Here is a 25,781-nt window from a genome sequence, read left to right as displayed (position 1 = left end):
TAACGGATGCTTGCCCGCATGGGCCCCAGGCGTTGACTGGGGCAAGGTTATTTATCGTAAAAAGTGCCTGTAAGGCGCATCCAGCAAGCGCTAAAAGCTATGTTATTCATAGTAAGAGATGCCGGGTAAAACACCGGCTTGTGACCGGTGTCTTGCATGCGTTGCCCAGTGCCCAGAACGGGCTTTGGGCCATCATCGCGCCTCAGGCGCTTTGCGCCACCTGGGGCTGGGCTTGGTTGCGCCGCTGGGCCAGCCGGTTGGCCACGCTCACAATGGCCTGCACCGAGGCGGTGACGATGTTGTGGCTGGTGCCCGCACCAAAGGTAGAGCCCGTCACGCCGTCCATCGCGGCTTCCACAATGGCCAGCGCCTGGGCGTTGGCACCGGTGCCGGTGGCCCGTTCTTCGTAGTGGTCTACGCGCAGGGGCAAGCCCAGCGCGTCCACCGTGGCGGCAATGGGGCCATTGCCCTGGCCGCGCAGCGTCTGGCGCACGCCTTCGATGGAGACATCCAACTCAATGCCCTGCCCGTCTTCGTCCAGCCGGTGGCTGTGGCACACCACGGCAGGCTGCGCCGGGGCGCGCAGGTAGGTGGCCTGAAACAGCTCCCACAACTGGGCGGCGCCCATTTCGGTCTCGCTGGTGTCGGTGTGGCGCTGCACCACGGCGCTGAACTCCACCTGCATGCGCCGGGGCATCACCACGCCGTGTTCGCGTTCGAGCAAGAAGGCAATGCCGCCCTTGCCCGACTGGCTGTTCACGCGGATCACGCTGTCGTAGGTGCGGCCCAGGTCGGCCGGGTCAATGGGCAAATAGGGCACCTCCCACAGCGCATTCGGGTCTTGCGCGGCAAAGCCCTTCTTGATCGCATCCTGGTGCGAGCCCGAGAACGCGGTGAAAACGAGGTCGCCCGCATACGGGTGGCGCGGGTGCACCGGCAGCGAGGTGCATTCCTCGGCCACGCGCGCCACGGCGGTGATGTCAGAGAAGTCGAGGTGAGGGTGCACACCCTGGGTGTACAGGTTCAACGCCAGCGTCACGATGTCCACATTGCCGCAGCGCTCGCCGTTGCCAAACAGGCAGCCTTCCACGCGGTCGGCCCCGGCCATCATGGCCAGCTCGGCGGCGGCCACGCCCGTGCCCCGGTCGTTGTGCGGGTGCACCGACAGCACGATGTGCTCACGCGGCACAAGGTGGCGGTGCATCCACTCGATCTGGTCGGCAAACACGTTGGGCGTGGCGTTTTCTACCGTGGTGGGCAGGTTGATGATGATGGGGCGGCCGGGGCCTGCGTTCCATGCGGCAATAGCGGTCTGGCAGGCCTTGAGCGAGACATTCAGCTCGGTGGCGCTGAAGGTTTCGGGCGAGTACTGCAAGGTCCACTGTGTGCCCGGCTGCGCGTCGGTGAGCTGCTTGAGGTAGCCCACATGGTGCGCGATGAGCTGCATCACCTGCGTCACGTTCATGCCAAACACAATGCGCCGCCACGCAGGCGCGGTGGCGTTGTACAGGTGCACGATGGCGCGGGGCGCACCCTTCACCGCCTCTACGGTGCGCGCGATCAGGTCTTCGCGCGATTGCGTCATGACCATGATGGTCACATCGTCGGGGATCAGGTTCTCGTCGATGAGGCGGCGCACAAAGTCAAAGTCGGTCTGCGACGCGGCTGGAAAGCCGACCTCGATCTCCTTGAAGCCGATGCGCACCAGTTCGTGAAAGAGCTTCATCTTGCGCTCGCCGTTCATGGGCTCGAACAGCGCCTGGTTGCCGTCGCGCAGATCGGTCGAGAGCCAGATGGGCGCGCGGGCAATGGTGCGGCTGGGCCATTGGCGGTCGGGCAAATTGATGGGGGCGATGCCTTGGTACTTGGTAGCGGGTTTGGCGATCATCATGAAAGGCTCCACAAACGGTGGGTGCCGGGGCAGCGCATGGGTGCATTGGCTGCGCAGTGCCCGGGCACGGGGTCATCAAAGGTCAACGAACGGACGACATCCCCTGCAGCCCTTTGCGTGTGCAAAGGCTGGTTTGTGGGCCGGGGTCAGGGGGAAGTCAGGTGTTGCGCGAAGTGGCAACAGGAGAGGCGAACGCAGGCAGACCCCGGCCGAGCACTAGTAGGCTTAGCGATAGGGTGGACAGGGGCAGGCTGCGTTGCATAAGAGCCAAAATGTTAGCACAGGCTCCAAACCACCTGCTCAGCCTGCCCTCCACCGTGCCTGGGGTCAGGTGCGGTCTGGGCGCGGCTGGGCCAGCGCTTGCCCTGCCTTGCGGTACAGCGGCCACCAGCACAGCACGTAGGCGGCGACGAGGGCTGCAGTGGTGCCCAGCAGGGGGCGTGCGGGCTCGGTCCACACAAAGCGCCAGGCCCAATACAGTTCAGAAAACCCCAGCAGCGTGAAGCTGGCCAGCCCGGCATAGGCGCCCTCGGCCCGCCATGCACCCACCGACACGAAGGCATGTCCCACCATGGCGCAGGCCCCGCCCAACAGGTGCAGCAGCAAGGCCAGCACGGGGCGCTGCTGCATCCATCCCACCAAGCCACCCTGCGTGGGCGCTTGGGAGGACGGTGTCATGAGGCTGCATGCCAGCAGCGCCACCCAGCCCCCTTGCCTGCGGGCGCGCTGCATCCACGGCATGCCGGGTGTGCGCTGCAGGGCTTGCCATTGCACAGCCAGTTGTTCTGCCAGCCGTTGGGCGATGGCGCCCTGCTCCTGGCTGTCGCTGACGGTCTGAACGGCCAGGGCCTGCGCCGCTTGCAGCGCCTGGGGCTGCAAGCGTGCGGGCACATGCTGCAGCGCGCTGGCACTGGCCTGCATGGCCACGGCACACACCGCCACGGTGCGCCATGGCGTGGGCACATCGGGCAGCCGCCATCCCGCCTCGCGCACATGGTCGGCGCAGGCCTCTTCGCTCAGCATGGGGGCCGGAATCTGTTCCCAAGTTTTCACGCCCTGGCGCAGCGCAGCGGCGTAGCGTGCGGGCGTCATCAGCCGCTTGGGTACAAAGCACACGGCACCCTCGTCGGCCCGCAGCGCAGCATCCACCATGGCATGGGTGATGCGCGCACGGGGCACATCGGCCAATGTGCGGGGGTGGCTTTGCAGCTGCTGCACCAGCGTGGCCTCGTCCGCCGCCCGCATGTGTTCGCGCGCCAGCGGGGCCAGCCAGGTGGTGTCTTCGTGTGCGTCCCATTCGGCGGTGTAGGGCGATTGCAGCGAGAGCACGGTCGATGCCTCCAGCGCCGCCTGCCGGGTGTGTCCCAGTGCCCGGTAGGCGCTGGCCAGTACGTAGTGCGCGTGTTGTGGGTAGCGGGCGTGTGGCAAGCCCTGCAGCGCGTCTTGCAGCGCCAGTGCGGCTTGGCGGCTCCACAGGTGGGCCCAGGCCCGCTGCACGTGCCAGTGGCTGCCATGGCGGGGCTCGCCCTTCTGGCGGGCACGGGCCAGGTCGTTGTCGATCAGCCGGGTGGTCACGTCCGCAGCCAGGTGTGGGGGAACGTGGTGGAACACGTCGTTCCGGTCCTCCAGCGCTGCCACGCACACCTCGGCGCTGCGCAGGGGCTCGGGGATGTCTTGCAGCGTGAGGCCATTGGCGCGGGCCGATGCCAGGCACAGCGCGGGCGTGATCAGCGCCTGGGGTACGTGGGTGATCAGGCGGCCGTAGTCGTGCAGCACAGCGCGCTGCGCCAGTGCGGGGGTGACCTTGTCCGCAGCGATGTAGCTGATGTTGTAGATGTCGGCCTGCAGCGCGGCATGCTCCAGCGCATCGGTGCGCAGCCAGTGCGGCACAGTGCGCAGCGGTGCACCGCATTGCACGGCGTGCAGTGCCAAAGCAGGGGTCAGCAGGCAGCCCCAGAGGTCGTACAGGCTGTTGTGGTCCCACCGGTTGGGGGCGAGTGGGGGGACTTGGCTGCAGCGCTGGTCGTGCCAGTCCCAGTCGGGGTCTCCGGCATACCGCTCGCGGGCCAGCAGCAGCGCGTCCCGCGTCATGCAGTGTGGCGGAATCTCACGCGCCTGGGCCAGGCCCTGGCTCACCAGGGCGTGTAGCCGTTCGGGCGTATGCCAGGCGGGGGGGATATCGCCCAGCACTTGGGCCGCTGCGGCCAAAGCCGTGTCGACCAGGGCATCGTCCAGCCAAACTGCAGGCATTTGGCCGATGGCGCTGGGGTCCTGTTCCACGGCCAACCGCCAAGCCTCGCGCGTGGTGGGTGGATTGTTGGCTGTCAGTGTTTCTTCAGCGTCGGGCAAACAGGGGTTCGGCACGCCAGGGCTGTGTGCAGCCATGGGCCGTCGTGCATCGCGTGCGTGTTGTGCGGCTTGCAGTGCGTCCACGCTCGGTGCCACCATCAGCCACAGCTCCCACCAGGCATCGCCATCGCCCGTGTCGGCCTGGGGGTAGAGGCTGAGCCACAGGGTGTTGGCCTCGGGCACGCACACCAGCTTGTCCGGCGTGTCTGCCACCAGGGGTTGGTGCAGCGGCAGGTTCCAGGCGGCCATGGTGGCGCCACTGTGGTGCCAGGGGGCGGCATGTTCCGGGTCAGGGTCGGCGTGGCCCCAATGGGCTTGCAGGCGAGAGTGCAGCGCTTGGCGCAGCTGCTCCACGGCCTGGGCCAGCCCTTCGCCCATGAAGGCGTAGGGGCCGTTGTGCTCTTCGCTCAGGTAGGCGCGCGCCACGCGGCGCACGACCACGGTGTGGCGCTGGTTGGCGGCTTGGGGGTCATCGTCGTCATCGGCCCCCTCCTCTTCATCGGCTTCGGATGCGTCGGTGAGGGGCTGCGTTGGCAGGCCTTGGGCCAGGTGGTGCAGCCTTTCTTCGGCTTCGGCGGCCAGGGTTTGGGCGTAGTCGGCCACATCGTCAATGCAGGCGATCTGCTCCAGGTGGTCGCTGGCAGACCGATGGAAAAACGGGCGGGGTGCGCTGCAGTGCGGCAAGTTCGGCAAGGGGCCACTGCTCCACAGCGTGTGGCCCTGCGTGTCGCGCAGCGATACCTGCCCTGATTCGTACTTGGCGCGCCATACCACTTGGCCCTCCTTGTCCATCCAAGCCAGGTGGCCGTCGGTGGTCAAGAACGGCACCAGCGGTGTGTCGGGCAGGGTGTTGGGTATCCAGCCGTTACCGTCGGTCAGAGGCTCCAGAAGGCCTGGCGCTGCGGGCACCCAGCGCCCACTGGTGTGCAGTAGCCCCCAGGCGCTGGTGGTGGGGTCTGGGCGGTGGGCTGGGGTGGCAAGCCGCGCCACGGCGCATTCGGTTTCGGCGCGGAAGTCGCTGGCGTAGCTCAGCGCGGGGCCCTGCAGCAGCTTGCCGTGGGCGTCCAGAAAGCGCGTGCCGTCATAGCTGTCCGCCACCACCGCGCAGGCCATGTGGCGGCTGAGGTGGCGCCCGCCTTTGACCACCACCTTGCCCCGCGTGTTCAGGTAACCGTGGCCGTTGTCCCAGCTGTCCGGCTCGTCGTAGTAGGCCAGCCCTTCGCTGTTGAAGGCCTCGATGCACGGGTAGTAGGGCTTGAGCACCCATGCCCCTTCGGCGTCGATCAACCCCCAGGTCTCTCCGTCCACCGAGGCCGCCGTCACGGCATGGTCGTCAAAGGCACGGGCCTGCGCAAAGCGGGCGGCAATCACCCACCGCCCCTGGTGGTCCACATAGCCGCGCAGGCGCTGGTTGCTGCGTGGGTCCCACTGCTCGGCCAGTGCCAGGCCCACGGCGCCAAAGTTGTCCAGTTGGTGGAAGGTAGATTCGCAAGTGAACCGACCTTGGCGGTCGATGATGCGCCAGCAGTGTTGCCCCGTCTTCACGGCGGCCAGCCCGTTGCGCAGGGGGCGCGCGTCTTCAAATTGCGCAGCGATTGCCTCTTGCGCCAGCAGGTCGATGTAGCCCCAGCGTCCGTCGCGGCAAAAGCGGGCCAGGCCGTCGTCAGAAAAGCCGCGCGCGTTGTCCAGCGTGGGCGCAATCAGCCACTGGCCCTGCGCATCGATGTAACCCCAGCGGCCATCCAGGGCCTGCGCTGCGCTGATGAAACCGCCCTGCCCGTTGTCCTCAAACTCCACCACCTGGCGCAGCGCCGGTGTGGGTGCAATGGCCCGGTCGGCGTGCACGATGAGCAGCGCGTGTGCCTGCCCTTCCGCCCCCAGCGGTACCTTGGCCAGCCATGGCGTTGCCGGTGCATTGAGTGTCATTGGGTTGTGCTCCTCCGGGCGGCATCGTAGCCATGCCCCCCGCCCCCCGTGGTAACCATTTGCACCCGTAGGCATGAACCCGACAAGCCCAGACTTTTGCCCTGCACCCAGTGATTTTTGGATTGGATAAAAAAGTGCCTCTAGCGCTTGCTCATCAAGCGCTGGCAGCTATTAATTAAATAGCAAGCACATTTGCTGCGGGGATGCTTGCGCCGCTGTGGTGGTGGGGGCGGTTGGGGGCATTGCCTTGGCCTGCCGCTGCAGCCATTGCGGCAGGGCTTTGAGGGCGCAGCGCTGCAGGCCCTGCAGCAGCGCAAAGTCGGCCGCTGGCACCTGCCATTGGGTGGCCAGGTCGTGCTGCATGCGCGCCAGCAGTGCCGCGGCCATCTCCGCATCGGCCAGTGCCCTGTGGGCCCGCTGCGCGCGCGGCAGGCCCAGGTGCTGCACCAGCGGCCCCAGCTTGTGGGTGGGCGCCTGGGGGTACAGGCGGCGCGACAGCAGCACGGTGCAGGCAAAGGGCTGCGGTGCGGGCGTGTCGGCCAGGGCCAGCTCGGCCTGCCAGAACTTGCTGTCGAACGACGCGTTGTGCGCCACCATGGGCGCATCGCCCACAAACCGTGCCGCATCGCGCATCACGCTGGCGGCCTCCGGTGCCTCCTGCACCATGGCGTTGGTGATGCCCGTCAGCTCGGTGATGAAGGGCGGTATCCATGCCCCCGTCTTCATCAGGCTTTGGAAGCGGTCCACCACTTTTCCGCTTTCCAACAAAACGATGGCCACCTCGGTGGCACGCGCGCCCTGGCCGGGCGACATACCGGTGGTTTCAAAGTCGATGACGGCGATGGGAAGCATGGGAGCTGTGTGACGCGGGGAGGGCTGCAGGCGTTGCGGTGCTTTGGCAGTATCGCCGTTCAGCGGCGGCCCAGCAGCTGCCGAAGTGCACGGGCAATCGCGGTGGGCTTGTCGGCCTTGTCGGTGCCGTCGCCTTCGGCGTAGATGGCATCGCAGCGCTCGGCATGCAAGGCCTCTTTCAGGCCCGGCGCCACGCTGGCGTGCAGTTGCTCACAGTCGCAGCGCAGCCGGGCCTTCACGGTGCGTTTACGCGCATCGCGCACCTCGGCCACCCAGCACGCATCGCCACAGCCACAAGAGCGGTAGACCAGTACCTCACCTGCGGTGGGCGAGGGCAGCGGGTATTCGCCCGTGCCGCCTACGGCATGGCACGAGAGCACGATGGCGCCCCAGGCCAACGCCACCTGCGCTGCGTGGCGTGCGTACCTGCGGCGTTGGGGTTGGGCGTGGGTCGACATAGGTTGGCTGACGGTCTTTCGCAGAGAATCGCGGGATCGGGCTGTGTCCGGTGGCAGCCTGGCTTCGGCACCGCCAACGCGGCCTGTCGTCTTTCTTCCCAATAAACCTCCGATTTTCCATGCGAGTTCACCCGTTTGTGGTCCGTCTTGTGCAAAGTGTGCTGCGCATTGGCGCCGCAGTGGTGGGCGTGTTGGCTGTGGTGGCCTGTGCCGTGCTGGTGATGACCACCATGCCGCTGCACTCCCACCGGGGCGCATTGCCCGCCCTGACGCCGCAGGAATCAGCGCTGGCCGACCGCTTGCGCGCCCATGTATCCACCGTCGCCCAGCAAGAGCACAACTTGCGCAACCCTGCGGCGTTGGAATCAGTGGCCACGTATTTGGAGCAGCAACTCGCTGCCATGGGCTATGGGGTCGAGCGGCAGGAATACACCGTGGCGGGCAAGCCGGTGCGCAACCTGCAGGCCCTGTTGCCCAGCCGCACGGCCCCAGGCCAGCGCACCGTGGTGGTGGGCGCGCATTACGACTCTGCCCACCACACCCCTGGCGCCAATGACAACGCCACGGGCACTGCGGCTGTGCTGGAGCTGGCCCGCAGCCTGCGCAATCAGGGGGACACCTCTGCCGACATCCTGTTTGTGCTCTACACCAACGAAGAGCCACCCTATTTCAAAACCCCTTTGATGGGGAGCCAGGTCCATGCCAAAGCCCTGGCGGCACAAAACACCCGCGTGGTCGCCATGTTGTCGCTGGAGACCATGGGCTATTACTCAGACGTAGCGGGTTCGCAAAAGTACCCATGGCCTCTGAGCCTGCTCTACCCCTCAGAGGGCCATTTCATCGCCTTTGTGGGGGCCACGGGCGACCTGGGCCTGGTGCGCACAGTGGTGCGCTCGTTTCGCTCGCACACCTCTTTTCCGTCGGAGGGCATTGCGGCGCCCCGGTTCATCCCTGGGGTGGACTATTCGGACCATGCGGCCTACATCGACGCGGGTTACCCCGCACTCATGGTGACGGACACGGCGCCCTACCGCTACCCGCACTACCACAGCAGCCAAGACACTCCCGACAAGGTCGATTTCGAGCGCCTGGCGCGCGTGGTGTCGGGCGTGGAGCGCGTGGTGACTGAACTGGCCCGGCAAGCGCCATAGCAGGTGCCCGTGCCGATCTTGGTCCCTGCGCTGTTTACTGCGGTGAATACCTCACCACCCTGACCTCTGCCTGAGTGGGTGTGGTGTTGAAGACCTCTTGCATCCATTGCAAGGCCTGGTCGGCTTGTGCCCCGCCGGTGCCGCCGCCAATCACCGGAAATGCCACAGAGGCGATGCGGTGTTGATGGACCACCGCCATGGCGGATTGCACCGATTTCTGGATCGACTGCTGCGAGGCCACCCACCACATGCTGATACCCGCCACATGGATGATGCCCTGGTACGGTAAGCGCCCCGCAGCGGTGAGCACGGCGCTGCCCAGCGGCATGGGGCCATGGCGTGCCAACTCACGAAAAGGCTGATACCCCGCCCGGCGCTTGATGGCCCCGGAAACGCCTTGCGGCACCAGCAACCACCACGGGATGATGTTGCGGTTCCAGGCGTTGACGATGACATCCACATCCTGGCTCAGCAAGTCGCCTTGCACCACCCGTACCACGGGCACCTGGGGTGCAGCATCTTGAAGCGGTGGGTATGTCATCTGGGGCTCAGGCCTTCTTCAAAAACTCCGACTTCAGCAACATGCTGCCCAGGTCGGTCTTGCAGTCCACGTTGTGGCCGTCTGCGCCGTCGACCAGGCGGATGCTCTTGATCTTGGTGCCCTTTTTGAGCGAAGACGACGAGCCCTTGACCTTGAGGTCTTTTACCAGGATCACCGCGTCGCCATCGGCCAGCGGGTTGCCGTTGGCGTCGCGCACCACGCCGTCGCCAGCGTCGCTGGCATCGGATTCGGCGGTGTCGGCCACCTGGGGCCATTCATGGGCGCAGTCGGGGCACACGTAGTTGGTGCCATCGGGGTAGGTGTTCTCCAGGCCGCATTGGGGGCAGGCAGGCACGGTGTTGGGCATGGGGTTCTTTCTGGTTGTTTGGGGAAAAGGGCTGCGACTGTACAGCGTCGCAGCCCGGCTCTCAAAGTCTCAAAGAGGCGCGCGTTGCTCCAGCGCAAACGGTGGCAAGCCTTTAAGCAGCCGCTGTCCATAGCTAGTGCGCGTCAGGCGTTTGTCGTAGCAGTACACATGGGCCTGGTCGTCTTCGGTGCGGATGGCGCGGCCCACCCATTGCGCGAGGCGGATGGCCGTGGCGGGCACTACCAGCTCGCTGAACGGGTCGCGCCCCACGGCGCGCAGCCATTCGGCGCGGGCCTCGCCCACCGGGTCGTCGGGCGGGGCAAAGGGCAGCTTGGTGATGAAGACCGATTCGCACAGGCGCCCGGGCAAATCCAGCCCCTCGCCAAACGACTGCATGCCGAAGATGACCGAGGGCTCGCCGTTCTCCACGCGCTCACGGTGGCGCTTGAGCAGCTGCGTGCGCGGCAGCGCGTTTTGCACCAGCACCACGCTGCGCATGGCGGTGGGCAGCGCATCCACGGCCTGGCGCATTTGCTCGCGTGAGGTGAACAGCACCAGCGCGCCGTATTCCACGCGGGCAATGTCGTGCAGCAGCGCGTCCACCATCTCGGCGGTGAACTGCGCGGCGTTCTTTGGGTCGGCATGCGTCTCTGCAGCAATCAGCGTGCCCTGCGCTGCGTAGTTGAAGGGGCTTGGCACTTCGAGTGTGGTTGCGGCCTCGTCGCCATGTAGGCCCGCCTCGCGCAAGAAGAAGTCAAAGTGCCCGCAGCTGGTGAGCGTGGCCGATGTGAGCACCGCACCGCGCACCGCACTCCACAGGTGGTTGCGCAGCGTAGTGCCGGGCAGGATGGGGCTGGCGTGGGCCTTGACCACAATGAAGTCGCCATCCACCTCCAGCGTGAACCATTTGGCCGCCGGTACCGCGCCCTCGGGCGCATCCTGCAGCAGCAGTTGCGCCGTGGCGTGCAGCTCTTCCAGGCGCGGGGCCAGCATGCCGATTTGTGCGTACAGCGTGGACAGGCGCTTGGCCTCGTCGGGCTTGTCGCGCATCTCGGCGCGCAGCGCCTTGCTGATGGCGCGCAGGGCGTCGAGAAAGCCCTCGGCACTTGCGGCCAGCAGGCCCAGCGGGGCAATGAGTTGTTCAGGCAGCTCGCCACGCGGCACGCGCACACGCGCCGGGCCCCAGGCGTTGGGCTGGCTTTTGAGCTGCGCGCCATACACGTCCATCACGATGCGCGCCAGGTCTTGCAGCGTCTGCCGCAATTGGGCCGAATGTTTGGGGATGTCGGCAATCTCCTCCACCTCCAGCAGCGCACCAATGCGCAGGCCCCGGCTCGACAGGCGCTCGATCCAGGTGATGCGCGACAAATCCATGCTGCAAGCAAACTGGTCTAGCGCCGTGGCGGGAAGGTGGTGGGCTTCGTCCAGCACCAAGAGGCAGTTGTCCAACTCGGGCAGCACGCGTGCGCCCAGCGACGACAGCAGCAAATCGTGGTTAGCGACGATGACCTGCGCGCCCACCAGCTCCTTGCGCTTGTCGTAATAAGTGCACTGGCTGAAGGCCGGGCAGTGCTTGCCGGTGCACGATGCACCTTCGGCCGCCACGGGGCTCCACACCTCGGGCTCGGGTGGCGTGTCCAGGCTGTCGCGGTCGCCATCCCACGCGCCTTTCGACAGCGTCTGCGCCATGGTCGAGTAGAACTGCATGCGCGCCTCGGTCTCGTGCCGGGGGCGCTTGGCGCGGGCGGCGGCTTCTTCCTCGGCAAACAGGTCGTCTTCGCCTTCTTCCTCAGCCTCACCCGTGCCGGCCAGGCGGTCGAGCTTGAGCTTGCACACATAGCGCCCGCGCCCCTTGGCCAGCGCAAACTTGAAGGGCTGCGGCATCAGCGCGGCCAGCGCGGGCAGGTCCTTGTTGACCAGCTGCTCCTGCAGCGCCACCGTGGCGGTAGAGATCAACACCCGCGTACCGCGCGACAGCGCCAGCGCAATGGCCGGCGCGCAGTACGCCAGCGACTTGCCCACACCCGTGCCCGCCTGGATAACGGCAATGGAGCGCGTGGGCGCGGCCTCGCCACCTTCTTCATCCACCTTGCCCAGCGTGGCGCTGCTGAACGTGCGCGCCACCTGCTCGGCCATCAGCCGCTGCCCGGGCCGGCCACGAAAACCTTCGGTGGCGTTCACCACCGCATCAAACGACTGCAGGGCCGCCTGGGCCCACTCTGTAGAAGACATAACCACCTGCTGTAAGAGCGAGAGTGTGGCATGGCCGCTCTGGCCGCCTTGTTTGGCGGTTGCTGAGGCCGTTGGATGGATGGGAGGTGCCTTGGTTGTTGCTATGTTTTTTATAGCTGCTAGCGCTTTCAGCGTAAGCGCTAGAGGCATTTTTTGCTTCATTGGCGATGGCAACCCTTTCTCTAAGCGCTTGCGGAGGCGCCCTACCCCCCAAAAAGCGCAAAACCCCGAAAAAGAAGTAGCTCGCGGAACAACGCTTTCCTCCGTTGGGTTTTCTGCGCACGGCCATCGGCCTGTTCGGGTCAGTCCGCAGGCCCGGCCGAGGCCATTCAGCCGTCAATCGCCAAAAAACAGCCCTTCTGGCTACTTTTGAACCCCTGTGTTGATTAGTGAAAATTATTAAAAACTGTTCTGGAAAAAATATCAAAAACTGTTTTTCAAAAATCTAAATGGTCGAAAAATTCAATTTCTTAATTCATTTTTTAGATGAATTTTGATTTTTTTAGCACATTTTTGTTAATTTCGAGTTTTTCATTTTTTGCGAAGTAATTGATTTTGCTTAACAAAAATCCATGTTCTGTCAATTAATTTTTATGTGGATGTTTTGTATTTTATTGATGAAATCAGACTAGCCGTCTTATGGATAATTAAAAATGCACAAAATATCCAAATTTCATGAAATCTGTATGAATCAAAAATACAGATTAAAAAATCGATGGATTGCCTAGATGCTTTCAAAAACCGCCTTACCTCGGCTTGAAATGAGTTGAGGGTGAAGCGATAAGGTTGGGCCTCTGCGGCCAGGTGCTTGGTCGCCGCTTGAGGTAGATCCATGGCCAGGGGGGCATGGTGGGCTGCCGTGGCCCGCGTGTGTACCCCCTCACCTTGGGCACGCAATTCGATCATCCACAAAAAAAGATGATCGATGATTTTGTAAGGATTTTTTTGAGAGTGAGCACTGGCGTTTTACTTTTCTGCCAGTGGGTCAAGATGACCCGCTGTGTGTTGCATCCGCTTTGCAATGGGTTGAGATGCGCGGCTGCTGTGGATTGACCCTGTTTAGACGATACAGGCTCAGATGTTCCATCTTCCTGTGGGTCACTGTTTCTAATAAAAAATGGATCCACTGATTTTTATTTAGTATTGGATATTTTTAGGTATTCTGAATTTACGATAAGTTGCTTCATGTGTTTGGTTATTTTGAAAAATCCATTTTATGGAATCTTCAAATGGTGGGCTCACCTTAAGCACATTCTTTGAAAATCCATAAAGCCGCTTTGCGGATCAACCCGCAAATCAGCGTGGCGGTATCCCTCTTTTGATGAAGACACCGTCCATCACAAAAACCGGTGGGTTTTCCCTGGGCTACCGCGTGCCGGGTATGGCCTGCGCAGCCCGCGTGGGTTTGCGTGGCGCTGAGCTCCTATCATGGCCACTGCAGGCTCCCCGACAGTCCAGCCCGTGCAAGTGCCTGCCCATCGATGAGGGAACATGGAATACACGACGCGATTCACCTTGGTTTGCCATCACACCGACGATGCCGATGCGCTCTATGCAGCGTTCAGCGCCCCATCTGGCGAGGCGCTGGAGGACTCCATCAAGGCCTTTTTTGCCAGCCGCAAGGTCGCCATCTACCCGCCGGATGGCATGGGGTTTGACCATTGCGAGCGTGCAGGCCTGGTGATCGATGCGGCCTTCACCTCGGGCTCTACGCATGCGGACGAGTTCATTGGGCCGTTGTCTAGGGTGTGCCACGCGCTGCATGCCGACCTGCGCGATGACGAGATTGCGCGCACCATGGAATACGGCTTTGTGCATGGCAAGAAGAAGCCGCCTGCCGACGTGGTGGCCCTGATGAAGACGCTGGCCCCCGTGGCGCAACTGGGGCGCGTGGGCCGCACCATTGCTGCAACTGACCGTGCAGAGAACGACCCCAGCTATGCGCTGACGGTGGCCATAGGCCTCTCCAAGAACGCAGCCACTGTGCAGGCCTTGCTCGAAAAGGGGGCCGATCCCAACAGCAAGCTGCCCTCTGGCACCTCGTGCCTGAACCGGGCGGTGACCAAGAAGAACGCCAAGATCGTGCAACTGCTGCTGCTGCATGGCGCCGACCCCAACCTGCCGCACAAGGGCTATCCCAACCTGTATGAAGCCTGCCGCTTTTCAGCGCCCAAAATTGTGGATCTGCTGCTGCAGCACGGTGCCGATCCGAACGTGCGCAACGCTGGTGTTTCAGAGCACAGTTACCCCATAGAGATTGCCATCTACTACCACCAGTCCAAAGCCGTGCAGTCGCTGCTGGCCCAGGGGGCCAAGACCACGGGCATGCCCAAGATGTGCAACTTGCTGGATTTGAACGCGGGGTATTTCCACGACAACCACAGTGGCCACCTGCTGGAAAAGCGGGCTATCTTTGAGCTGCTGGTGCAAGACCCTGTGCACCAGGCAGACCTGGTGCAGCGGCGCGACCACCTGGTGGGGCTGCTGCACAAAGGCTTTGAGCCGATGCACAAGACGCCCAAGGACCGGGCGGACTTTGACGCCCTGCTGGCCTACATGGGTGCAGCAACCTGAGGCTGACGAAGGGCCCTTTTTGCAGGGTGTCGTGCGAACCCGGGCGTGGCCCAAGCCAGTCCCCCCGCGCAAAGGCCTGATCCGGCCGCGCCGCCCCACCGCGCTGGGGGTGTCCCCCTCCGGGGGAAGGCGCGAAGCGACTCAGGGGGAGCTTCTCAAGGCCCGCTCAATGCGGTCACGCCGCACCGTTGTTTTGGGCACCTTGAAGGGGAACCAGCTGCGCACGTCTTCTTCCAACCCGATGCCGTGCATGTAGTTGTAGATGGCCTTTTTGAGCGCGCTGCCCAGCGCGTCGTGGTCTACGCCCGTGGGGTCGATGAAGGCCACATCGTTCTTGGCAAAGTCGCCCGGCGGCAGCGGCGCCAGTGTCACGCCGTATTCCTCGGGGTTCTTGCCCACGGGTGAATGCACCGTGCAGGCAAAGCGGTGAAAGAACCCGCTTTGAATGCAGCCGTTGGCAAACAGCTGGCGCACGTATTCGAGCGCGTCCACCGTGTCCTGCACCGTCTGGGTGGGAAAGCCGTACATCAGGTACGCATGCACCAAAATGCCTGCATCGCTGAACGCCTTGGTCACCCGGGCCACCTGGTCCACCGACACACCTTTTTTCATGAGCTGCAGCAGCCGGTCCGAAGCCACTTCGAGCCCGCCGGAGATCGCAATGCAGCCGCTGTCGGCCAGCAGCTCGGCCAGATCGGGCGTGAAGGTTTTTTCAAACCGCACATTGCCCCACCAGCTGATGCCCGCGTTGCGCGCAATCAGCTCGGTGGCCAGCGCTTTGAGCGCCTTGGGCGGCGCGGCCTCGTCCACAAAGTGAAAACCCGTCTGCCCCGTCTCGCGCACGATTTGCTCGATGCGGTCGGCCAGCACCTCGGCACTCGCGCCCTCGTAGCGGCTGATGTAGTCCAGGCTCACATCGCAAAAGCTGCACTTCTTCCAGTAGCAGCCGTGCGCCACCGTCAGCTTGTTCCAGCGCCCATCGCTCCACAGCCGGTGCATGGGGTTGAGCATGTCCAGCAGCGACAGGTAGCGGTCCAGCGGCAGGCCGTCCCAGGTGGGGGTGCCCACCTCGGCAAAGGCGATGTCGGCTTCCATCATGTTGATGTACTGCACGGCCCCGCCATCGCCCCGCACAAAGGTGCGCACCAGCCGCTGGCGCCCCCGCTCGCCGCGCAGGTGTTCCAGCAGGGCCAGCAGCGGGCGCTCGCCTGCGTCCAGGGTCACGTAGTCAAAGTGGTCGAACACGCGCGGGTCGGCCAGCTCGCGCAGCTCGGTGTTCACAAAGCCGCCGCCCAGCACCGTGGCGATGTGCGGGTGCCGCGCCTTGATGGCCTGCGCAATGCGAAACGCCGCATACACCGAGCCGGGGAACGGCACCGACAGCAGCACCACATCGGGCCGGTGCTGTGCGATGGCCTCGTGCGTGAGCTGCTCCAGCAGCTCGTCCACCAGCGTGGGCGAGACCTGGGCTTTGGCCAGCGCATCGGCCAGTGGGTCAAACGTGGGCTGGCTGCCCGCCAATGATTCGGCATAACGCACAAACTCAAAGCGTTCGTCCACCGCGTCGCGCAGCACATCGGCCAGATCGTTCAGGTACAGCGTGGCCAGGTGCTTGGCCTTGTCGGTCAGGCCTAAAGCGCCAAAGGCCCAGCCCAGCGGGTCGCCGCCGTCGTCGTCCACGTACACATCCAGCGTGGCAAAGCGTGGCCCCTCGGGCAGGTAGTGGCGGCCCGCAATGCGGTGCGCCAGCGTGCTGTCGCGCCCCTGCAAAAAGGCAATGGCGGGGCCGATGGTGGCAAGGTAGCGATCCTTCTGCGCCGCAAAGCTTTGCACGGCAGGGCTTTGCTTCTTGGCGGGCAGCGCATCCACCTTGGCGGCCACGGCGCGCAGCCCTTCAGGCGAGAGCAAGCGCAGCACCAGCGCCAGTGCCAGGTCTTCCTGGAACGCCGTGACCCCCCGCGAGCGCAGAAAGCCGGTGAGGTAGGCAGTGGAGGGATAAGGCGTGTTCAGCTGCGTCATCGGGGGGATGACGGAGAGGACGCGCTGGCTGGGGACGTTGGCTAAAGCGGCGGCAGACATGGTGTGAACGGGGCGATGCGGTGCCGCCGCGGGGATCGTGGAAGCCCCCGATTATCCCGGCCCCGCTTTATCCCTTGCTGGCAGGTGGCGCAGGCGGCACCATGGCTGTACCCGGTGGGCCCGCCAGATAGTTGTTCTTCACCCGCACATAGTGCTCAGCCGAGTACTTCAGATAAGCGATCTCAGCCTCCGTTAGCGCCCGCTGGCGCACCGCCGGGCGGCCGATGTAGAGGTAGCCGCTTTCCAGCACCTTGCCGGGTGAGACCAGGCTGCCAGCGCCCAGCATCACGCGGTCTTCGATCACGGCGTCGTCCATCACGATGGAGCCCATGCCGATGAGGCATTCGTTGCCAATGCGGCAGCCGTGCAGGATGACCGAGTGGCCCACCGTGACGTAGTCGCCAATCACCAGCGGCGATCCTTCGGGCTTGCTGGCGTTGCGGTGCGAAACATGGCCCATGGTCAGGTCTTGCACATTGCTGCAGCGGCCCACGGTGATGCGGTTCACATCGCCGCGCAGCACGGCGTTGCACCACACCGAGCTGTCATCGCCCAGTTGCACATCGCCAATCACTTGCGCGCTGGCATGGACGAAGACGTTATGGCCCAACTGGGGCGCGGTGTCGAGGTACGGTTCAAGGGGCATGGGGTGTGGGTCCTGAGGTCTTGAAAAGGCGGCTGCAAAGGGCAGCAGCGTAGCGCATCCCAGGCAGTGCTCCACCTGTCAGCAGCCAAGCCCCTGGAAACACGCCTTTGCCTTTGCTCAGGGCGATGCGCGGGGTTTGCGTGGGCGGGGCGGTGCCTTGCCAGGGGTCGACTGGGCTGCGGCCTGCACTGGGCATTCGGCCACGGCATACAGCCCCAAAAACATGTCCACCGCATCGCCCATCACCTGCGCCTGCTGTGCGGGTGTGAGGGGCGGCTGGCCCATGGCCAGCTGGGGCCAGAAGGCAAAGGCCTTGATCATGCCCTGCAGCAAGTTGGCGGCGTAGGCCACATCCATACCGGGGCGCAGGCGCCCGTCTTGCTGGGCGGAGCGCAGCCAGCGCGGCAGGCCTTCCTCTTTGGCCGAGAGCTTGGTGGCGATGGCGCGTGCGCGCTCGGGCGTGTGCATCATGTCGGCCATGGCCACGCGGCTGAGGTCGATGAAGCTGGCGTCGTCCAGCAGGCGCATCTTGTGGCCCAGCAACGCCAGCAGCTGGCCCCGCAGCGGTTGGTGGGCGTCGTACACCAGCTCCTCGGGCGAGCGGCTGCGCTCCCACATCAGCATCAGGATGGCCTCGAACAGGTCTTCCTTGCTGGGGAAGTGGTTGTACACCGTGCGTTTGGAGACCTCGGCCGCTGCGGCTACGCGGTCCATGCTGGTGCCGTTGAAGCCGTGCTGGCGAAACTCCTCAATGGCGGCTTGCACGATGGCATCGCGCTTGCGGTCCGTCAGGCGGGTGGGGGAAGGCTGGGCACTCATGGGGGAATTTTACACCGTGCAGTTTACTTTTCTTGAAACTAAACTACACTGTGCAGTGCACATTTGAAAAACCACCGGAATTTGCCCATGCCCCGCCGTCTTTCCCGGGTCTGGACCATCGCCACCGTCTTGATCGGAGCCCTTGCCATGGCCGTTGCCACGTCGTCCTGCACCACCTTCCATGCCACCACGCACACCGAAAACGCGCTGCAAGAGGGCGGCAAGTACCGCAATGCCAAGCCGCGCCAGTCGCTGGGGGCGGCCAAGACAGCCAAGGTGCTGTGGAACTTTGCGACGGGCAAAGATGCCGATACTGTGCCCCGGGCCCCCATCCCCGTGTATCCGGTACTGCGCACCGACCTGCTGGCCGCGCCCGATGGCAGCCTGTGGCGCCTGGGGCACTCCACCATGCTGCTGAAGGTGGGCGGGCAGTTCTGGCTGACGGACCCTGTGTTTTCCGAGCGTGCTTCGCCCTTCCAGTTCATGGGCCCCAAGCGCTTTCACGCCCCACCCATCAGCATTGACGAGCTGCCCCCCATCGAAGGCGTGGTGCTGTCGCACGACCATTACGACCACCTGGACTACAGCGCCATCCAGAAGCTCGCGCCCAAGGTGGCGCACTTCATCACCCCGCTGGGCGTGGGCGACCGGCTCATCGGCTGGGGCGTGCCTGCGGCCAAGGTGCAGCAGCTCGATTGGTGGCAGAGCACCACCGTGGGCGCGCTGGAGCTGACGGCCACGCCCGCGCAGCATTTCTCAGGCCGGGGCCTGACGGACAGCGACCGCACGCTGTGGGCTTCGTGGGTGCTGCGTGTGGTGGGGGCTGGCGACGGTGGTGAATCCTCCTCCAGCGGCTTGCGCGTGTTTTTCAGCGGCGACTCAGGCTACTTCGACGGCTTCAAAGCCATCGGCGAGCGCTTTGGCCCGTTTGATTTGACGATGGTGGAAACCGGGGCCTACAACAAGGACTGGCCCGACGTGCACATGCAGCCCGAAGAAAGCCTGCAGGCCCACCTGGACCTCAAGGGCCGCTACCTCATGCCCATCCACAACGGCACGTTCGACCTGTCGCTGCACCCCTGGACGGAGCCCTTTGAGCGCATTACCGCCCTGGCCGAAGCCGCCCAGGTGCCCCTGGTAGCGCCAGTGATGGGCGAGCGCATTGACCTGCGCCAACCGACCTTGTCGCGCCACTGGTGGCGCAGCGTGCAGGCCACGCAGCCCAGCGCAGCGCAGGCCCCAGCGCTGGTGGCCCCGGCGTCTTTATGAAACGAATCTCCAGCGCGGGGCACTAGGGACTCTTGTCAAAGAGCTTGCCCGGTCGCGTGCATTGGTTGCGCGCATTGACCGGGGCATCGGGCTACCGCCCCGCCAACGCCCCCACCACACGCGCCGCCGCGCGAATTTCCTCGTCCCCATACCCTGCATAGCCCAGCAGCCAGCCGCGCCGGGGCGAGTGGATGGCGTAGCGTGACAGCGGCACCAGCATCACGCCCGCCGCCTGGGCGCTGCGGGCCAGGGGCTCGTCGTCGGTGTCTGTGGGCACCTCGTGCAGCAGGTGCATGCCCCGGTCGCTCGCTGGCAGTTGCCAGTGGCCGTCGCTGGCGTCGGCCAGGGTGCCGATCAGCAATTGCTGGCGGTGCAGGTACAGCTCGCGCATGCGACGCAGATGGCGCAGCAGGTGCCCTTCGGCAATGAAGCGGGCCAGCACGGCCTGCGCGTCGCCCGGCGCGTGCCGGTCGGTGATGGCGCGGGCCATGGCAAAGGCTTCCACCAGTGCGGGCGGCACCACCACAAAACCCAGGCGCATGCCGGGGTGCAGCGTCTTAGAAAACGTGCCCACGTACAGCACCCGCTCCGACCCCGGCAGGCTGCACAGCGCAGGCACGCGCTGGGCGGCGTTGCCGTACTGGAACTCGCCGTCGTAGTCGTCTTCCACCACCCAGGCATCGTGGTCGCGCGCCCATTGCAACAGGGCCTGGCGGCGCGGCAAATCCATGCGCACACCTGTCGGGAACTGGTGCGTGGGCGTGACCACCGCCATGCGCGCAGCGGGCCACTGCGCAGCGCCTTGCGCAATGCACAGGCCGCTGGCATCCAGCGGCACAGGCCGCGCCAGCGCGCCGTGGCCCAGCAGGCTGGCGCGGATGCCGGGGTAGCAGGGGTCTTCCACCAGCACCTCCTCGCCCACGTCCAGCAGCAGGCGCGCAATCAAATCAATGCCCTGCTGTGAGCCCGAGCACACCACCACCTGTGCCGCATCGCAGCGGATGCCGCGCGACGCCCACAGCCACTGCGCCACGGCCTGGCGCAGGTCGGGGTCGCCCGCCGGGTCCAGGTAGTGGGCGCGGGCGGCGCGCTGGGCCTGGCTGGCCTGGCGCGCCAGGCGGTCCCACACGGCAAACGGAAAGCTGGCCACCTCGGGCGCACCCATGCGAAACGCCCTGGCGGCCACCAGCGGCGGGCGCCAGCGTGCCGCCGTGTCGGCCACCAGCTGCCCGCGCCGCGACAGGCCCCGGGGTGGCGCCACCAACGCCGGTGCATGGAGTTGTGCATTGGAAGGTGCACCGACCCCGTGCTTGGCCAGGGCCTGCGCCACATAGGTGCCATCGCCCACGCGGGCTTGCACATAGCCCTCGGCCAGCAGGCGCTGCACGGCCCACAGCACCGTGTTGCGCGACACCCCCAGCAGCCCCGCATGCGCGCGCGAGGGCGGCAGCCGCATGCCCGCAGGCCAGCGGCCCTGCTCGATGGCGCTGCGCAATTGCGCATACACCTGCTGGCGCAAGGTGGCCGACGAAGGCGTGGCGCTGGGTGGATTGGCTCTGGCAACGGACACGAATTGGCTCCTTGTGAATGCGCTATGGCCCCTAAACTGAAGAACCATTGTAAAAACCCTCGCCGGAACTTCACCCATGGCTGCACCGCACACCGCCTCCGTCGTCTGGACCCGTGGCACCGATGACTTTCTGGACAAGCGCTACCACCGCAGCCACCAGTGGCAGTTTGATGGCGGTGCCACCGTAGCGGCGTCTTCGTCGCCGCATGTGGTGCCGGTGCCGTATTCGGATGCTGCGGCGGTAGACCCCGAAGAGGCCTACATCGCCGCCCTGACCAGCTGCCACATGCTGTGGTTCTTGGACTTGGCCAGCCGCGCAGGCTGGCGTGTGAACCGCTACACCGACGCCGCCGTAGGCACCATGGCCAAGGATGCCGAAGGCCGCTTGGTGGTGAGCCATGTGCAGCTGCACCCCATCACCGTGTTTGACGCTGCCCATGCGCCCAGCGCCGCCGTGCTGGCCGACCTGCACCACCAGGCGCATGCGGCCTGCTTTCTGGCCAACTCGGTCAAGACGCAGATCGACTGCGCCCCGGTGCTGGAAGTAGAAGCCGCTGCAACGCAAGGAGCCTGACATGGCCAACGCGAACCGCCAGTTTCAAGTGACCGATGCCCCCACCCTGCACGCGCTGGTGCGCGCGCAACCCTTGGCCACGCTGGTGGTGGCGCATGCCGGGGCTCTGCATGCCAACCATATCCCTTTGTTTCTGGACCCCACCCGTGGCCCGCACGGCACGCTGGTGGGCCATGTGGCGCGGGCCAATGGCGTTTGGCCGCTGCTGCCGCAGCAGGCCGTGGCCATCTTCCACGGGCCGCAGGCGTACATCTCGCCGTCGTGGTACCCGTCCAAAGCGGTGGACGGCAAGCAGGTGCCCACCTGGAACTACGCCGCCGTGCACGCACATGGCACGCTCACGGCGGTGGACGACCCGGTGCGCCTGCGCGCCCTGCTGCACACCCTGAGCGAGCAGCACGAAGCCCACCGCCCCCACCCCTGGCGCATCGACGATGCCCCGCCCGATTACATCGACAAGCTGCTGCGCGCCATCGTGGGCATTGAGCTGGAAGTGCAGCGCTGGGAGGGCATCTGGAAGGTGAGCCAAAACCGCACCGACGAAGACCGCGCGGGCGTGGTGCAAGGCTTGCTGGCCGAAGGCACCCCAGCGGCCGAGGACATGGCGGCGCTGGTGCTGGGGCGGTTGATGGGGTGATGATGCAGCTAGAAAGCTATTAATTTCATAGCTGTTTGCGCTTGTCAGATAAGCGATAGAGCCTGTTCTGGCTCTATTTTTGAAGCTGGTGCCAATCACCCCCACCGTTCAGCCGGAGCTTGCCGAAGGCCGTCACAGGTTCACGCCCTGGCTTCGACGAGCTCAGCCCGAACGGGTGGGGTCGATAAAAAAGCAGGCACGCCCCCCACCGTTCAGCCTGAGCTTGTCGAAGGCCGTCACAGGTTTGCGCCCCGGCTTCGACGGGCTCAGCCCGAACGGGTGGATCGATAAAAAGCAAGCAAGCCCCCCCACCGTTCAGCCTGAGCTTGTCGAAGGCCGTCACAAGTCTGCACACGGGCTTTGGCAGCTTCAGCCCAAACGGCTTATGGGCCCATCACCCCTCCAGCACCTCCACCCGCAGCGTCACCACCGGGCCTGCCACCGCAGGGTGCGCGGCCAACGCGTGCACAGCCAAGTCCACGGTGGCTTGGCCCACGGCGTCGGTCAGCACCAGCACCTGGGGCCCGCTGCCTGCGGGCAGTGCCTTTTCGCAGGCTAGCTCCACACGCTGCACGGGCACCTGCTGCGCTGCCAGCCAGGCACCCACGGCCTCCACCTGCTGGGCGGTGTGCACCGGCACGCGCAGGTAGTGGCGGGTGTGCACGGCAGCGCGGGGCAGCACGGCCAGTTGCTCGTTCATCGCCTGGGGGTGAAAGCCCAGGTGCGGCACGCGTTGCGCGGTGGTGGTGCCGTTCAACCGCGCCACGTCCACCAGGTCGGCAATCACCGCCGATGCAGTTTGCTCAGACCCTGCCCCCGCGCCGTAGAACATCGTCACGCCTGCCGCGTCGCCCTTGACCATCACCGCGTTCATCGATCCGTTCACATGCGCCAGCAAATGCGTGGCGGGCACCAGGGCAGGCTGCACGCGCAGCTCCACGCCATCGGCATCTCCGTCTTTGCGCCGCCGCGCCACGCCCAGCAGCTTGATGCGATAGCCCAGCTGCTCAGCACAGGCCACGTCCAGCCCCTGCAGGCGGGTGATGCCCTCCACCTGCGCATCGGCAAAGCGCACGGGCATGCCAAACGCATTGGCCGCCAGCAGCGTGATCTTGTGGGCCGCGTCGATGCCCTCGATGTCAAACGTCGGGTCCGCCTCGGCATAGCCCAGCGCCTGCGCCTGCGACAGCGCCTCGGCAAAGCCCAGCCCCTCATCGCGCATCTTGCTCAGGATGAAATTCGTGGTGCCGTTGATGATGCCCGCCACCCACTCGATGCGGTTGGCCGTAAGCCCTTCGCGCAGCGCTTTGACGATGGGGATGCTCACAGCCACCGCACCCTCATACGCCACGGCCACGCCGTGCTGGCGCGCGGCGGCAAAGATCTCGTTGCCATGCACGGCCAGCAGCGCCTTGTTGGCCGTGACTACATGCTTGCCCGCACGGATGGCGGCCAGCACCCAGTCACGCGCCGGGCCGGTGCCGCCTGCGGCCTCCACCAGTACATCCACATCGGGGTGGGTGGCGACCTGCATCGGGTCGTTGGTCAGCGCCACATCGGTGCCCACCACGCTCATCGCACGCGCCAGGCTGCGGGCGCACACCATCACCAGCTTGATGCCCCGCCCCGCGCGGCCCGCGATCTCGGCCTGGTTGCGCGCCAGCACCCTGAAGGTGCCAGCCCCCACGGTGCCAATCCCAATCATGCCCACGCGCAGCGGGCGGGTGGCCACCGCATCGGCGGGGCTGGACTGGGGCTCAAGACTCTGGACGGGATCGCGGTACATCGGCTTCTCCAAACGATTGAAAACAATCAAACGAACCAACAAACACGACTTGCGCAAATCGGGGTGCAACAGCCGGGTCGCCCTAGGGCAAACCGCCTGCCTCAGCCCTGTTTTGCGCAAGGCATAAAAAAACCCAGCTGCCAGAGCTGGGTTTCGTGCATTCGTCTTGGAAGAGAAGAGAGAGCGATCACCAGGTGGCTGCCGAAACGGCCACCTGCGCTGCGCTCAGGTGGCCGCGGTGGTAATGGTGATCATCATTCGTGCACCCATCGCCCGCGTAAACGCAGGCAGCATCATGCCCATGCACGCAAAGGCTGCGGCAGGTGCGATGACGGAGGATGGAGTGAACGACATGACCGCTGCAGTGTAGCGCACAGCCCGGCGCGTGGCCAACGCGCACTGCGCGGGCTGTCTGGCCATGCATCGCTTTCTCTTCCCATCGCAGAAAGCGTTGCTACTTTATCTGCAGCTACCAGCGCTTGTTTAATAAGCGCTAGCGGTCATTTTGACCATTTCTATTCAAAGATCAGGCGCAAGCGGCCGCCCGGTGCGAACCATCGCAATCGCATCAAACGGGCAGCGCACGGCGCACAAGGCACAGCCCGTGCAGCCCGCCGCATCGTCCAGGTGCGAGCGCTTGGGGCCCCAGGCTTTGGGCGCCGCCCCCGTGCCCTGCGCCTGTGCCTGCACTTGCAGCGACAGCACATGCGGCGCGCACACCGCCACGCACCAGCCGCAGCCCGTGCAGCGGGCGGGGTCTATTGTGGGCAGGGCTTTGGCGTGGGTGGCCTGCGGCAGTGCAGCTGCGCTGGGTGCGTTCTCCGTCACGGCAACACCCCTTGGATGTCGGTGACCACGCGTGCCCCCAGCAGGCCCCGCGAGTGGGTAATGTGCAGCACATTCGTGCCCGATTGCGACCATGCCGCATGGTCCGCAGCCGACACCAGCAGGCGCCCCGCCTTCACATCGCCTGCGCTGCTCGCATCGTTGCGGGTTTTGCCGCCTTGGCCACCTTGACTGCCTGGGGTGCCACCATCCAGCGGCACGATGCGCGCCCAGTGGTAGGGCTCGCGTTGGCCTTTTTGCGGTGAGGTTGTCAGTTGCATCAGTTGTACTTGGGTCACGCGCTCAGCCGTCAGCCGCGCGCCGTTGACCGTGGGGAGCAGCCCCATGGTGACCACAGGCCATGCCATCAGCGCCCCCAGCGTAGTCAGCCATGCAAGCACCCGCCGCGCCTGCGACGGCGGCACCTCTTTGCGCAGCCGCCACTGCAGTGCGGCCACCACGCCCACCACCACAGCCAGCCCTTGCCACACCAGCCCATGCCCCGGTACCAAAGTGCGGGGCACCGACCACCAAGGCAGCAACAACGCGAACGCCATGGTGAGCAACACCGACCCTACAAACGGCGCAAAGCACCACACCACCCACTGGATACCGTGGCGCTGGGTAGCTTGCGCCCAGGCCGCTTTGGCCCTGCGTGCACGCTGGTGGCTTTGCGGGTCGCGGGCGGGGTCTGTGGGGTGGTGCATGGCAAGGGGCCAATCATCGATGTCGCCATCATCCGCCGACCCGTGCCACCCAGGCAAGGCCACGCAAGCAAAGACCCACGGCGGTTGGCTGCTTCACCGCGCCAGCGCCAGGCGCGCTAGGCTCGCCGCGCGCCATAGGCGCAGTACCCCGGCTTGGGGCTCTTCTTCTGTGGGTGCAGCCGGCAGGTCTCGGGCCGCTGGTCGTACACGGTGCACAGGCGGGTTCTGGGGTCGAGAAAGTTGCAGTCCCCACTGCCCCGCCGCGCCATGGTGAACACCACGTTCTTGTGGTTGAAGTGGTCAATCAGCCGCGCCTTCTGCAACCGCTTGGCAATGTGCCGGGGCTCCTCGTGCTCGGCCTCAAACGCATCCACCAGCCCCAGCCGCACCAGGTCCGATAGTTGCACTTCCAGCGGCATGGTGCAGCAGTTGGCCGCACAGGTCTCGCACAGGCCCGCACGGTAGCGGGACCAGGTGTCTAGGCGGTCAACGTCAACGATGGAGATGGAGGAGCGCATGGGTGCAAGT

The 25,781-nt window shown here is 65.2% G+C and carries 21 protein-coding genes; 5 read left to right on the top strand and 16 right to left on the bottom strand.

Translation table 11 applies throughout. The features are described from left to right. Positions 1-202: 202 nt before the first annotated feature. The 4 genes from leuA to C8C98_RS07705 all read right to left on the bottom strand — a co-directional run bounded on the left by leuA (position 203) and on the right by C8C98_RS07705 (position 7,476). Positions 203-1,888: a 2-isopropylmalate synthase gene (leuA, locus tag C8C98_RS07720; RefSeq protein ID WP_121453782.1), complete on the bottom strand. Its 1,686-nt coding sequence runs from the start codon at positions 1,886-1,888 to the stop codon at positions 203-205. Positions 1,889-2,218: 330 nt separating this feature from the next. Continuing rightward, the gene (locus C8C98_RS07715) at positions 2,219-6,166 is read right to left on the bottom strand and encodes a WG repeat-containing protein (protein ID WP_121453781.1); all 3,948 of its coding nucleotides are present in this window, start codon (positions 6,164-6,166) and stop codon (positions 2,219-2,221) included. A 171-nt stretch (positions 6,167-6,337) separates the two neighbouring features. Then, positions 6,338-7,018, bottom strand: a complete 681-nt coding sequence (locus C8C98_RS07710) for a PolC-type DNA polymerase III (protein WP_121453780.1) — start codon at positions 7,016-7,018, stop codon at positions 6,338-6,340. Between the two features lie 59 nt (positions 7,019-7,077). Further along, a complete protein-coding gene (locus C8C98_RS07705; RefSeq protein ID WP_121453779.1) occupies positions 7,078-7,476 on the bottom strand; it encodes a hypothetical protein in 399 nt (132 codons plus the stop codon). Positions 7,477-7,595: 119 nt separating this feature from the next. Here C8C98_RS07705 and C8C98_RS07700 point away from each other — a divergent pair, with 119 nt between their 5' ends. Next, a complete protein-coding gene (locus C8C98_RS07700) occupies positions 7,596-8,627 on the top strand; it encodes a M28 family peptidase (protein WP_199726568.1) in 1,032 nt (343 codons plus the stop codon). Between the two features lie 34 nt (positions 8,628-8,661). Here the strand turns inward: C8C98_RS07700 and C8C98_RS07695 are convergent, their stop codons facing one another. The 3 genes from C8C98_RS07695 to dinG form a co-directional block, all read right to left on the bottom strand. Then, entirely contained in the window at positions 8,662-9,168 is a 507-nt protein-coding gene (locus C8C98_RS07695) for a macro domain-containing protein (RefSeq protein WP_199726567.1), read from the bottom strand. 7 nt (positions 9,169-9,175) lie between these two features. After that, entirely contained in the window at positions 9,176-9,535 is a 360-nt protein-coding gene (locus C8C98_RS07690; protein WP_121453778.1) for a zinc ribbon domain-containing protein YjdM, read from the bottom strand. A 69-nt stretch (positions 9,536-9,604) separates the two neighbouring features. Then, positions 9,605-11,767, bottom strand: coding sequence for an ATP-dependent DNA helicase DinG (gene dinG / locus C8C98_RS07685; protein ID WP_121453777.1), 2,163 nt, complete (start codon positions 11,765-11,767; stop codon positions 9,605-9,607). Between the two features lie 1,491 nt (positions 11,768-13,258). Between dinG and C8C98_RS07680 the strand changes: the two genes are divergently transcribed. Next, a complete protein-coding gene (locus C8C98_RS07680) occupies positions 13,259-14,341 on the top strand; it encodes an ankyrin repeat domain-containing protein (RefSeq protein ID WP_121453776.1) in 1,083 nt (360 codons plus the stop codon). Positions 14,342-14,482: 141 nt separating this feature from the next. Here C8C98_RS07680 and C8C98_RS07675 read toward each other — a convergent pair whose 3' ends face one another. The 3 genes from C8C98_RS07675 to C8C98_RS07665 all read right to left on the bottom strand — a co-directional run bounded on the left by C8C98_RS07675 (position 14,483) and on the right by C8C98_RS07665 (position 17,885). After that, positions 14,483-16,360, bottom strand: coding sequence for a radical SAM protein (locus tag C8C98_RS07675; protein WP_121453775.1), 1,878 nt, complete (start codon positions 16,358-16,360; stop codon positions 14,483-14,485). 127 nt (positions 16,361-16,487) lie between these two features. Next, entirely contained in the window at positions 16,488-17,066 is a 579-nt protein-coding gene (locus tag C8C98_RS07670) for a gamma carbonic anhydrase family protein (RefSeq protein WP_121453774.1), read from the bottom strand. Between the two features lie 117 nt (positions 17,067-17,183). Continuing rightward, positions 17,184-17,885 carry a TetR/AcrR family transcriptional regulator gene (locus C8C98_RS07665; protein ID WP_121453773.1) on the bottom strand — a complete coding sequence of 234 codons (702 nt, stop codon included), beginning with the start codon at positions 17,883-17,885 and terminating at the stop codon, positions 17,184-17,186. Between the two features lie 87 nt (positions 17,886-17,972). On the opposite strand from C8C98_RS07665, the gene C8C98_RS07660 reads away from it, so the two are divergent. Beyond that, complete coding sequence (locus C8C98_RS07660) at positions 17,973-19,154, top strand: MBL fold metallo-hydrolase (RefSeq protein WP_121453772.1); 1,182 nt, start codon at positions 17,973-17,975, stop codon at positions 19,152-19,154. Positions 19,155-19,245: 91 nt separating this feature from the next. Here the strand turns inward: C8C98_RS07660 and C8C98_RS07655 are convergent, their stop codons facing one another. Beyond that, positions 19,246-20,724: a PLP-dependent aminotransferase family protein gene (locus tag C8C98_RS07655; RefSeq protein WP_233574485.1), complete on the bottom strand. Its 1,479-nt coding sequence runs from the start codon at positions 20,722-20,724 to the stop codon at positions 19,246-19,248. 76 nt (positions 20,725-20,800) lie between these two features. Between C8C98_RS07655 and C8C98_RS07650 the strand changes: the two genes are divergently transcribed. Both C8C98_RS07650 and C8C98_RS07645 read left to right on the top strand, forming a co-directional pair. After that, positions 20,801-21,298 carry an OsmC family protein gene (locus C8C98_RS07650; protein ID WP_121453770.1) on the top strand — a complete coding sequence of 166 codons (498 nt, stop codon included), beginning with the start codon at positions 20,801-20,803 and terminating at the stop codon, positions 21,296-21,298. A gap of 1 nt (position 21,299) precedes the next feature. Continuing rightward, positions 21,300-21,935 carry an FMN-binding negative transcriptional regulator gene (locus C8C98_RS07645; RefSeq protein WP_121453769.1) on the top strand — a complete coding sequence of 212 codons (636 nt, stop codon included), beginning with the start codon at positions 21,300-21,302 and terminating at the stop codon, positions 21,933-21,935. 394 nt (positions 21,936-22,329) lie between these two features. Here the strand turns inward: C8C98_RS07645 and C8C98_RS07640 are convergent, their stop codons facing one another. The 5 genes from C8C98_RS07640 to C8C98_RS07620 form a co-directional block, all read right to left on the bottom strand. After that, the gene (locus C8C98_RS07640) at positions 22,330-23,721 is read right to left on the bottom strand and encodes a homoserine dehydrogenase (protein WP_121453768.1); all 1,392 of its coding nucleotides are present in this window, start codon (positions 23,719-23,721) and stop codon (positions 22,330-22,332) included. A 225-nt stretch (positions 23,722-23,946) separates the two neighbouring features. Next, on the bottom strand, positions 23,947-24,141 hold the full coding sequence (locus tag C8C98_RS07635) for a hypothetical protein (RefSeq protein WP_121453767.1): 195 nt from the start codon (positions 24,139-24,141) through the stop codon (positions 23,947-23,949). A gap of 99 nt (positions 24,142-24,240) precedes the next feature. Next, a complete protein-coding gene (locus tag C8C98_RS07630) occupies positions 24,241-24,549 on the bottom strand; it encodes an ATP-binding protein (protein ID WP_233574484.1) in 309 nt (102 codons plus the stop codon). Then, the gene (locus tag C8C98_RS07625; RefSeq protein ID WP_147436340.1) at positions 24,546-25,253 is read right to left on the bottom strand and encodes a hypothetical protein; all 708 of its coding nucleotides are present in this window, start codon (positions 25,251-25,253) and stop codon (positions 24,546-24,548) included. The genes C8C98_RS07630 and C8C98_RS07625 overlap by 4 nt, the downstream gene beginning before the upstream one ends. Positions 25,254-25,369: 116 nt before the next feature. Continuing rightward, a complete protein-coding gene (locus C8C98_RS07620; RefSeq protein WP_121453764.1) occupies positions 25,370-25,771 on the bottom strand; it encodes a YkgJ family cysteine cluster protein in 402 nt (133 codons plus the stop codon). Positions 25,772-25,781: the final 10 nt, after the last annotated feature.

It is taken from the genome of Acidovorax sp. 106, from assembly GCF_003663825.1.
In the GTDB taxonomy this organism is placed as follows: domain Bacteria; phylum Pseudomonadota; class Gammaproteobacteria; order Burkholderiales; family Burkholderiaceae_C; genus Acidovorax.
This window is presented reverse-complemented; position numbering and strand designations above follow the sequence as displayed.

Coding starts and splice junctions, on each gene's coding strand:
- leuA (WP_121453782.1), bottom strand. CDS start 1,888: ATGATCGCCAAACCCGCTACCAAGTACCAAGGCATCGCCCCCATCAAT.
- C8C98_RS07715 (WP_121453781.1), bottom strand. CDS start 6,166: ATGACACTCAATGCACCGGCAACGCCATGGCTGGCCAAGGTACCGCTG.
- C8C98_RS07710 (WP_121453780.1), bottom strand. CDS start 7,018: ATGCTTCCCATCGCCGTCATCGACTTTGAAACCACCGGTATGTCGCCC.
- C8C98_RS07705 (WP_121453779.1), bottom strand. CDS start 7,476: ATGTCGACCCACGCCCAACCCCAACGCCGCAGGTACGCACGCCACGCA.
- C8C98_RS07700 (WP_199726568.1), top strand. CDS start 7,596: ATGCGAGTTCACCCGTTTGTGGTCCGTCTTGTGCAAAGTGTGCTGCGC.
- C8C98_RS07695 (WP_199726567.1), bottom strand. CDS start 9,168: ATGACATACCCACCGCTTCAAGATGCTGCACCCCAGGTGCCCGTGGTA.
- C8C98_RS07690 (WP_121453778.1), bottom strand. CDS start 9,535: ATGCCCAACACCGTGCCTGCCTGCCCCCAATGCGGCCTGGAGAACACC.
- dinG (WP_121453777.1), bottom strand. CDS start 11,767: ATGTCTTCTACAGAGTGGGCCCAGGCGGCCCTGCAGTCGTTTGATGCG.
- C8C98_RS07680 (WP_121453776.1), top strand. CDS start 13,259: ATGGAATACACGACGCGATTCACCTTGGTTTGCCATCACACCGACGAT.
- C8C98_RS07675 (WP_121453775.1), bottom strand. CDS start 16,360: ATGACGCAGCTGAACACGCCTTATCCCTCCACTGCCTACCTCACCGGC.
- C8C98_RS07670 (WP_121453774.1), bottom strand. CDS start 17,066: ATGCCCCTTGAACCGTACCTCGACACCGCGCCCCAGTTGGGCCATAAC.
- C8C98_RS07665 (WP_121453773.1), bottom strand. CDS start 17,885: ATGAGTGCCCAGCCTTCCCCCACCCGCCTGACGGACCGCAAGCGCGAT.
- C8C98_RS07660 (WP_121453772.1), top strand. CDS start 17,973: ATGCCCCGCCGTCTTTCCCGGGTCTGGACCATCGCCACCGTCTTGATC.
- C8C98_RS07650 (WP_121453770.1), top strand. CDS start 20,801: ATGGCTGCACCGCACACCGCCTCCGTCGTCTGGACCCGTGGCACCGAT.
- C8C98_RS07645 (WP_121453769.1), top strand. CDS start 21,300: ATGGCCAACGCGAACCGCCAGTTTCAAGTGACCGATGCCCCCACCCTG.
- C8C98_RS07640 (WP_121453768.1), bottom strand. CDS start 23,721: ATGTACCGCGATCCCGTCCAGAGTCTTGAGCCCCAGTCCAGCCCCGCC.
- C8C98_RS07635 (WP_121453767.1), bottom strand. CDS start 24,141: ATGGCCAGACAGCCCGCGCAGTGCGCGTTGGCCACGCGCCGGGCTGTG.
- C8C98_RS07625 (WP_147436340.1), bottom strand. CDS start 25,253: ATGCACCACCCCACAGACCCCGCCCGCGACCCGCAAAGCCACCAGCGT.
- C8C98_RS07620 (WP_121453764.1), bottom strand. CDS start 25,771: ATGCGCTCCTCCATCTCCATCGTTGACGTTGACCGCCTAGACACCTGG.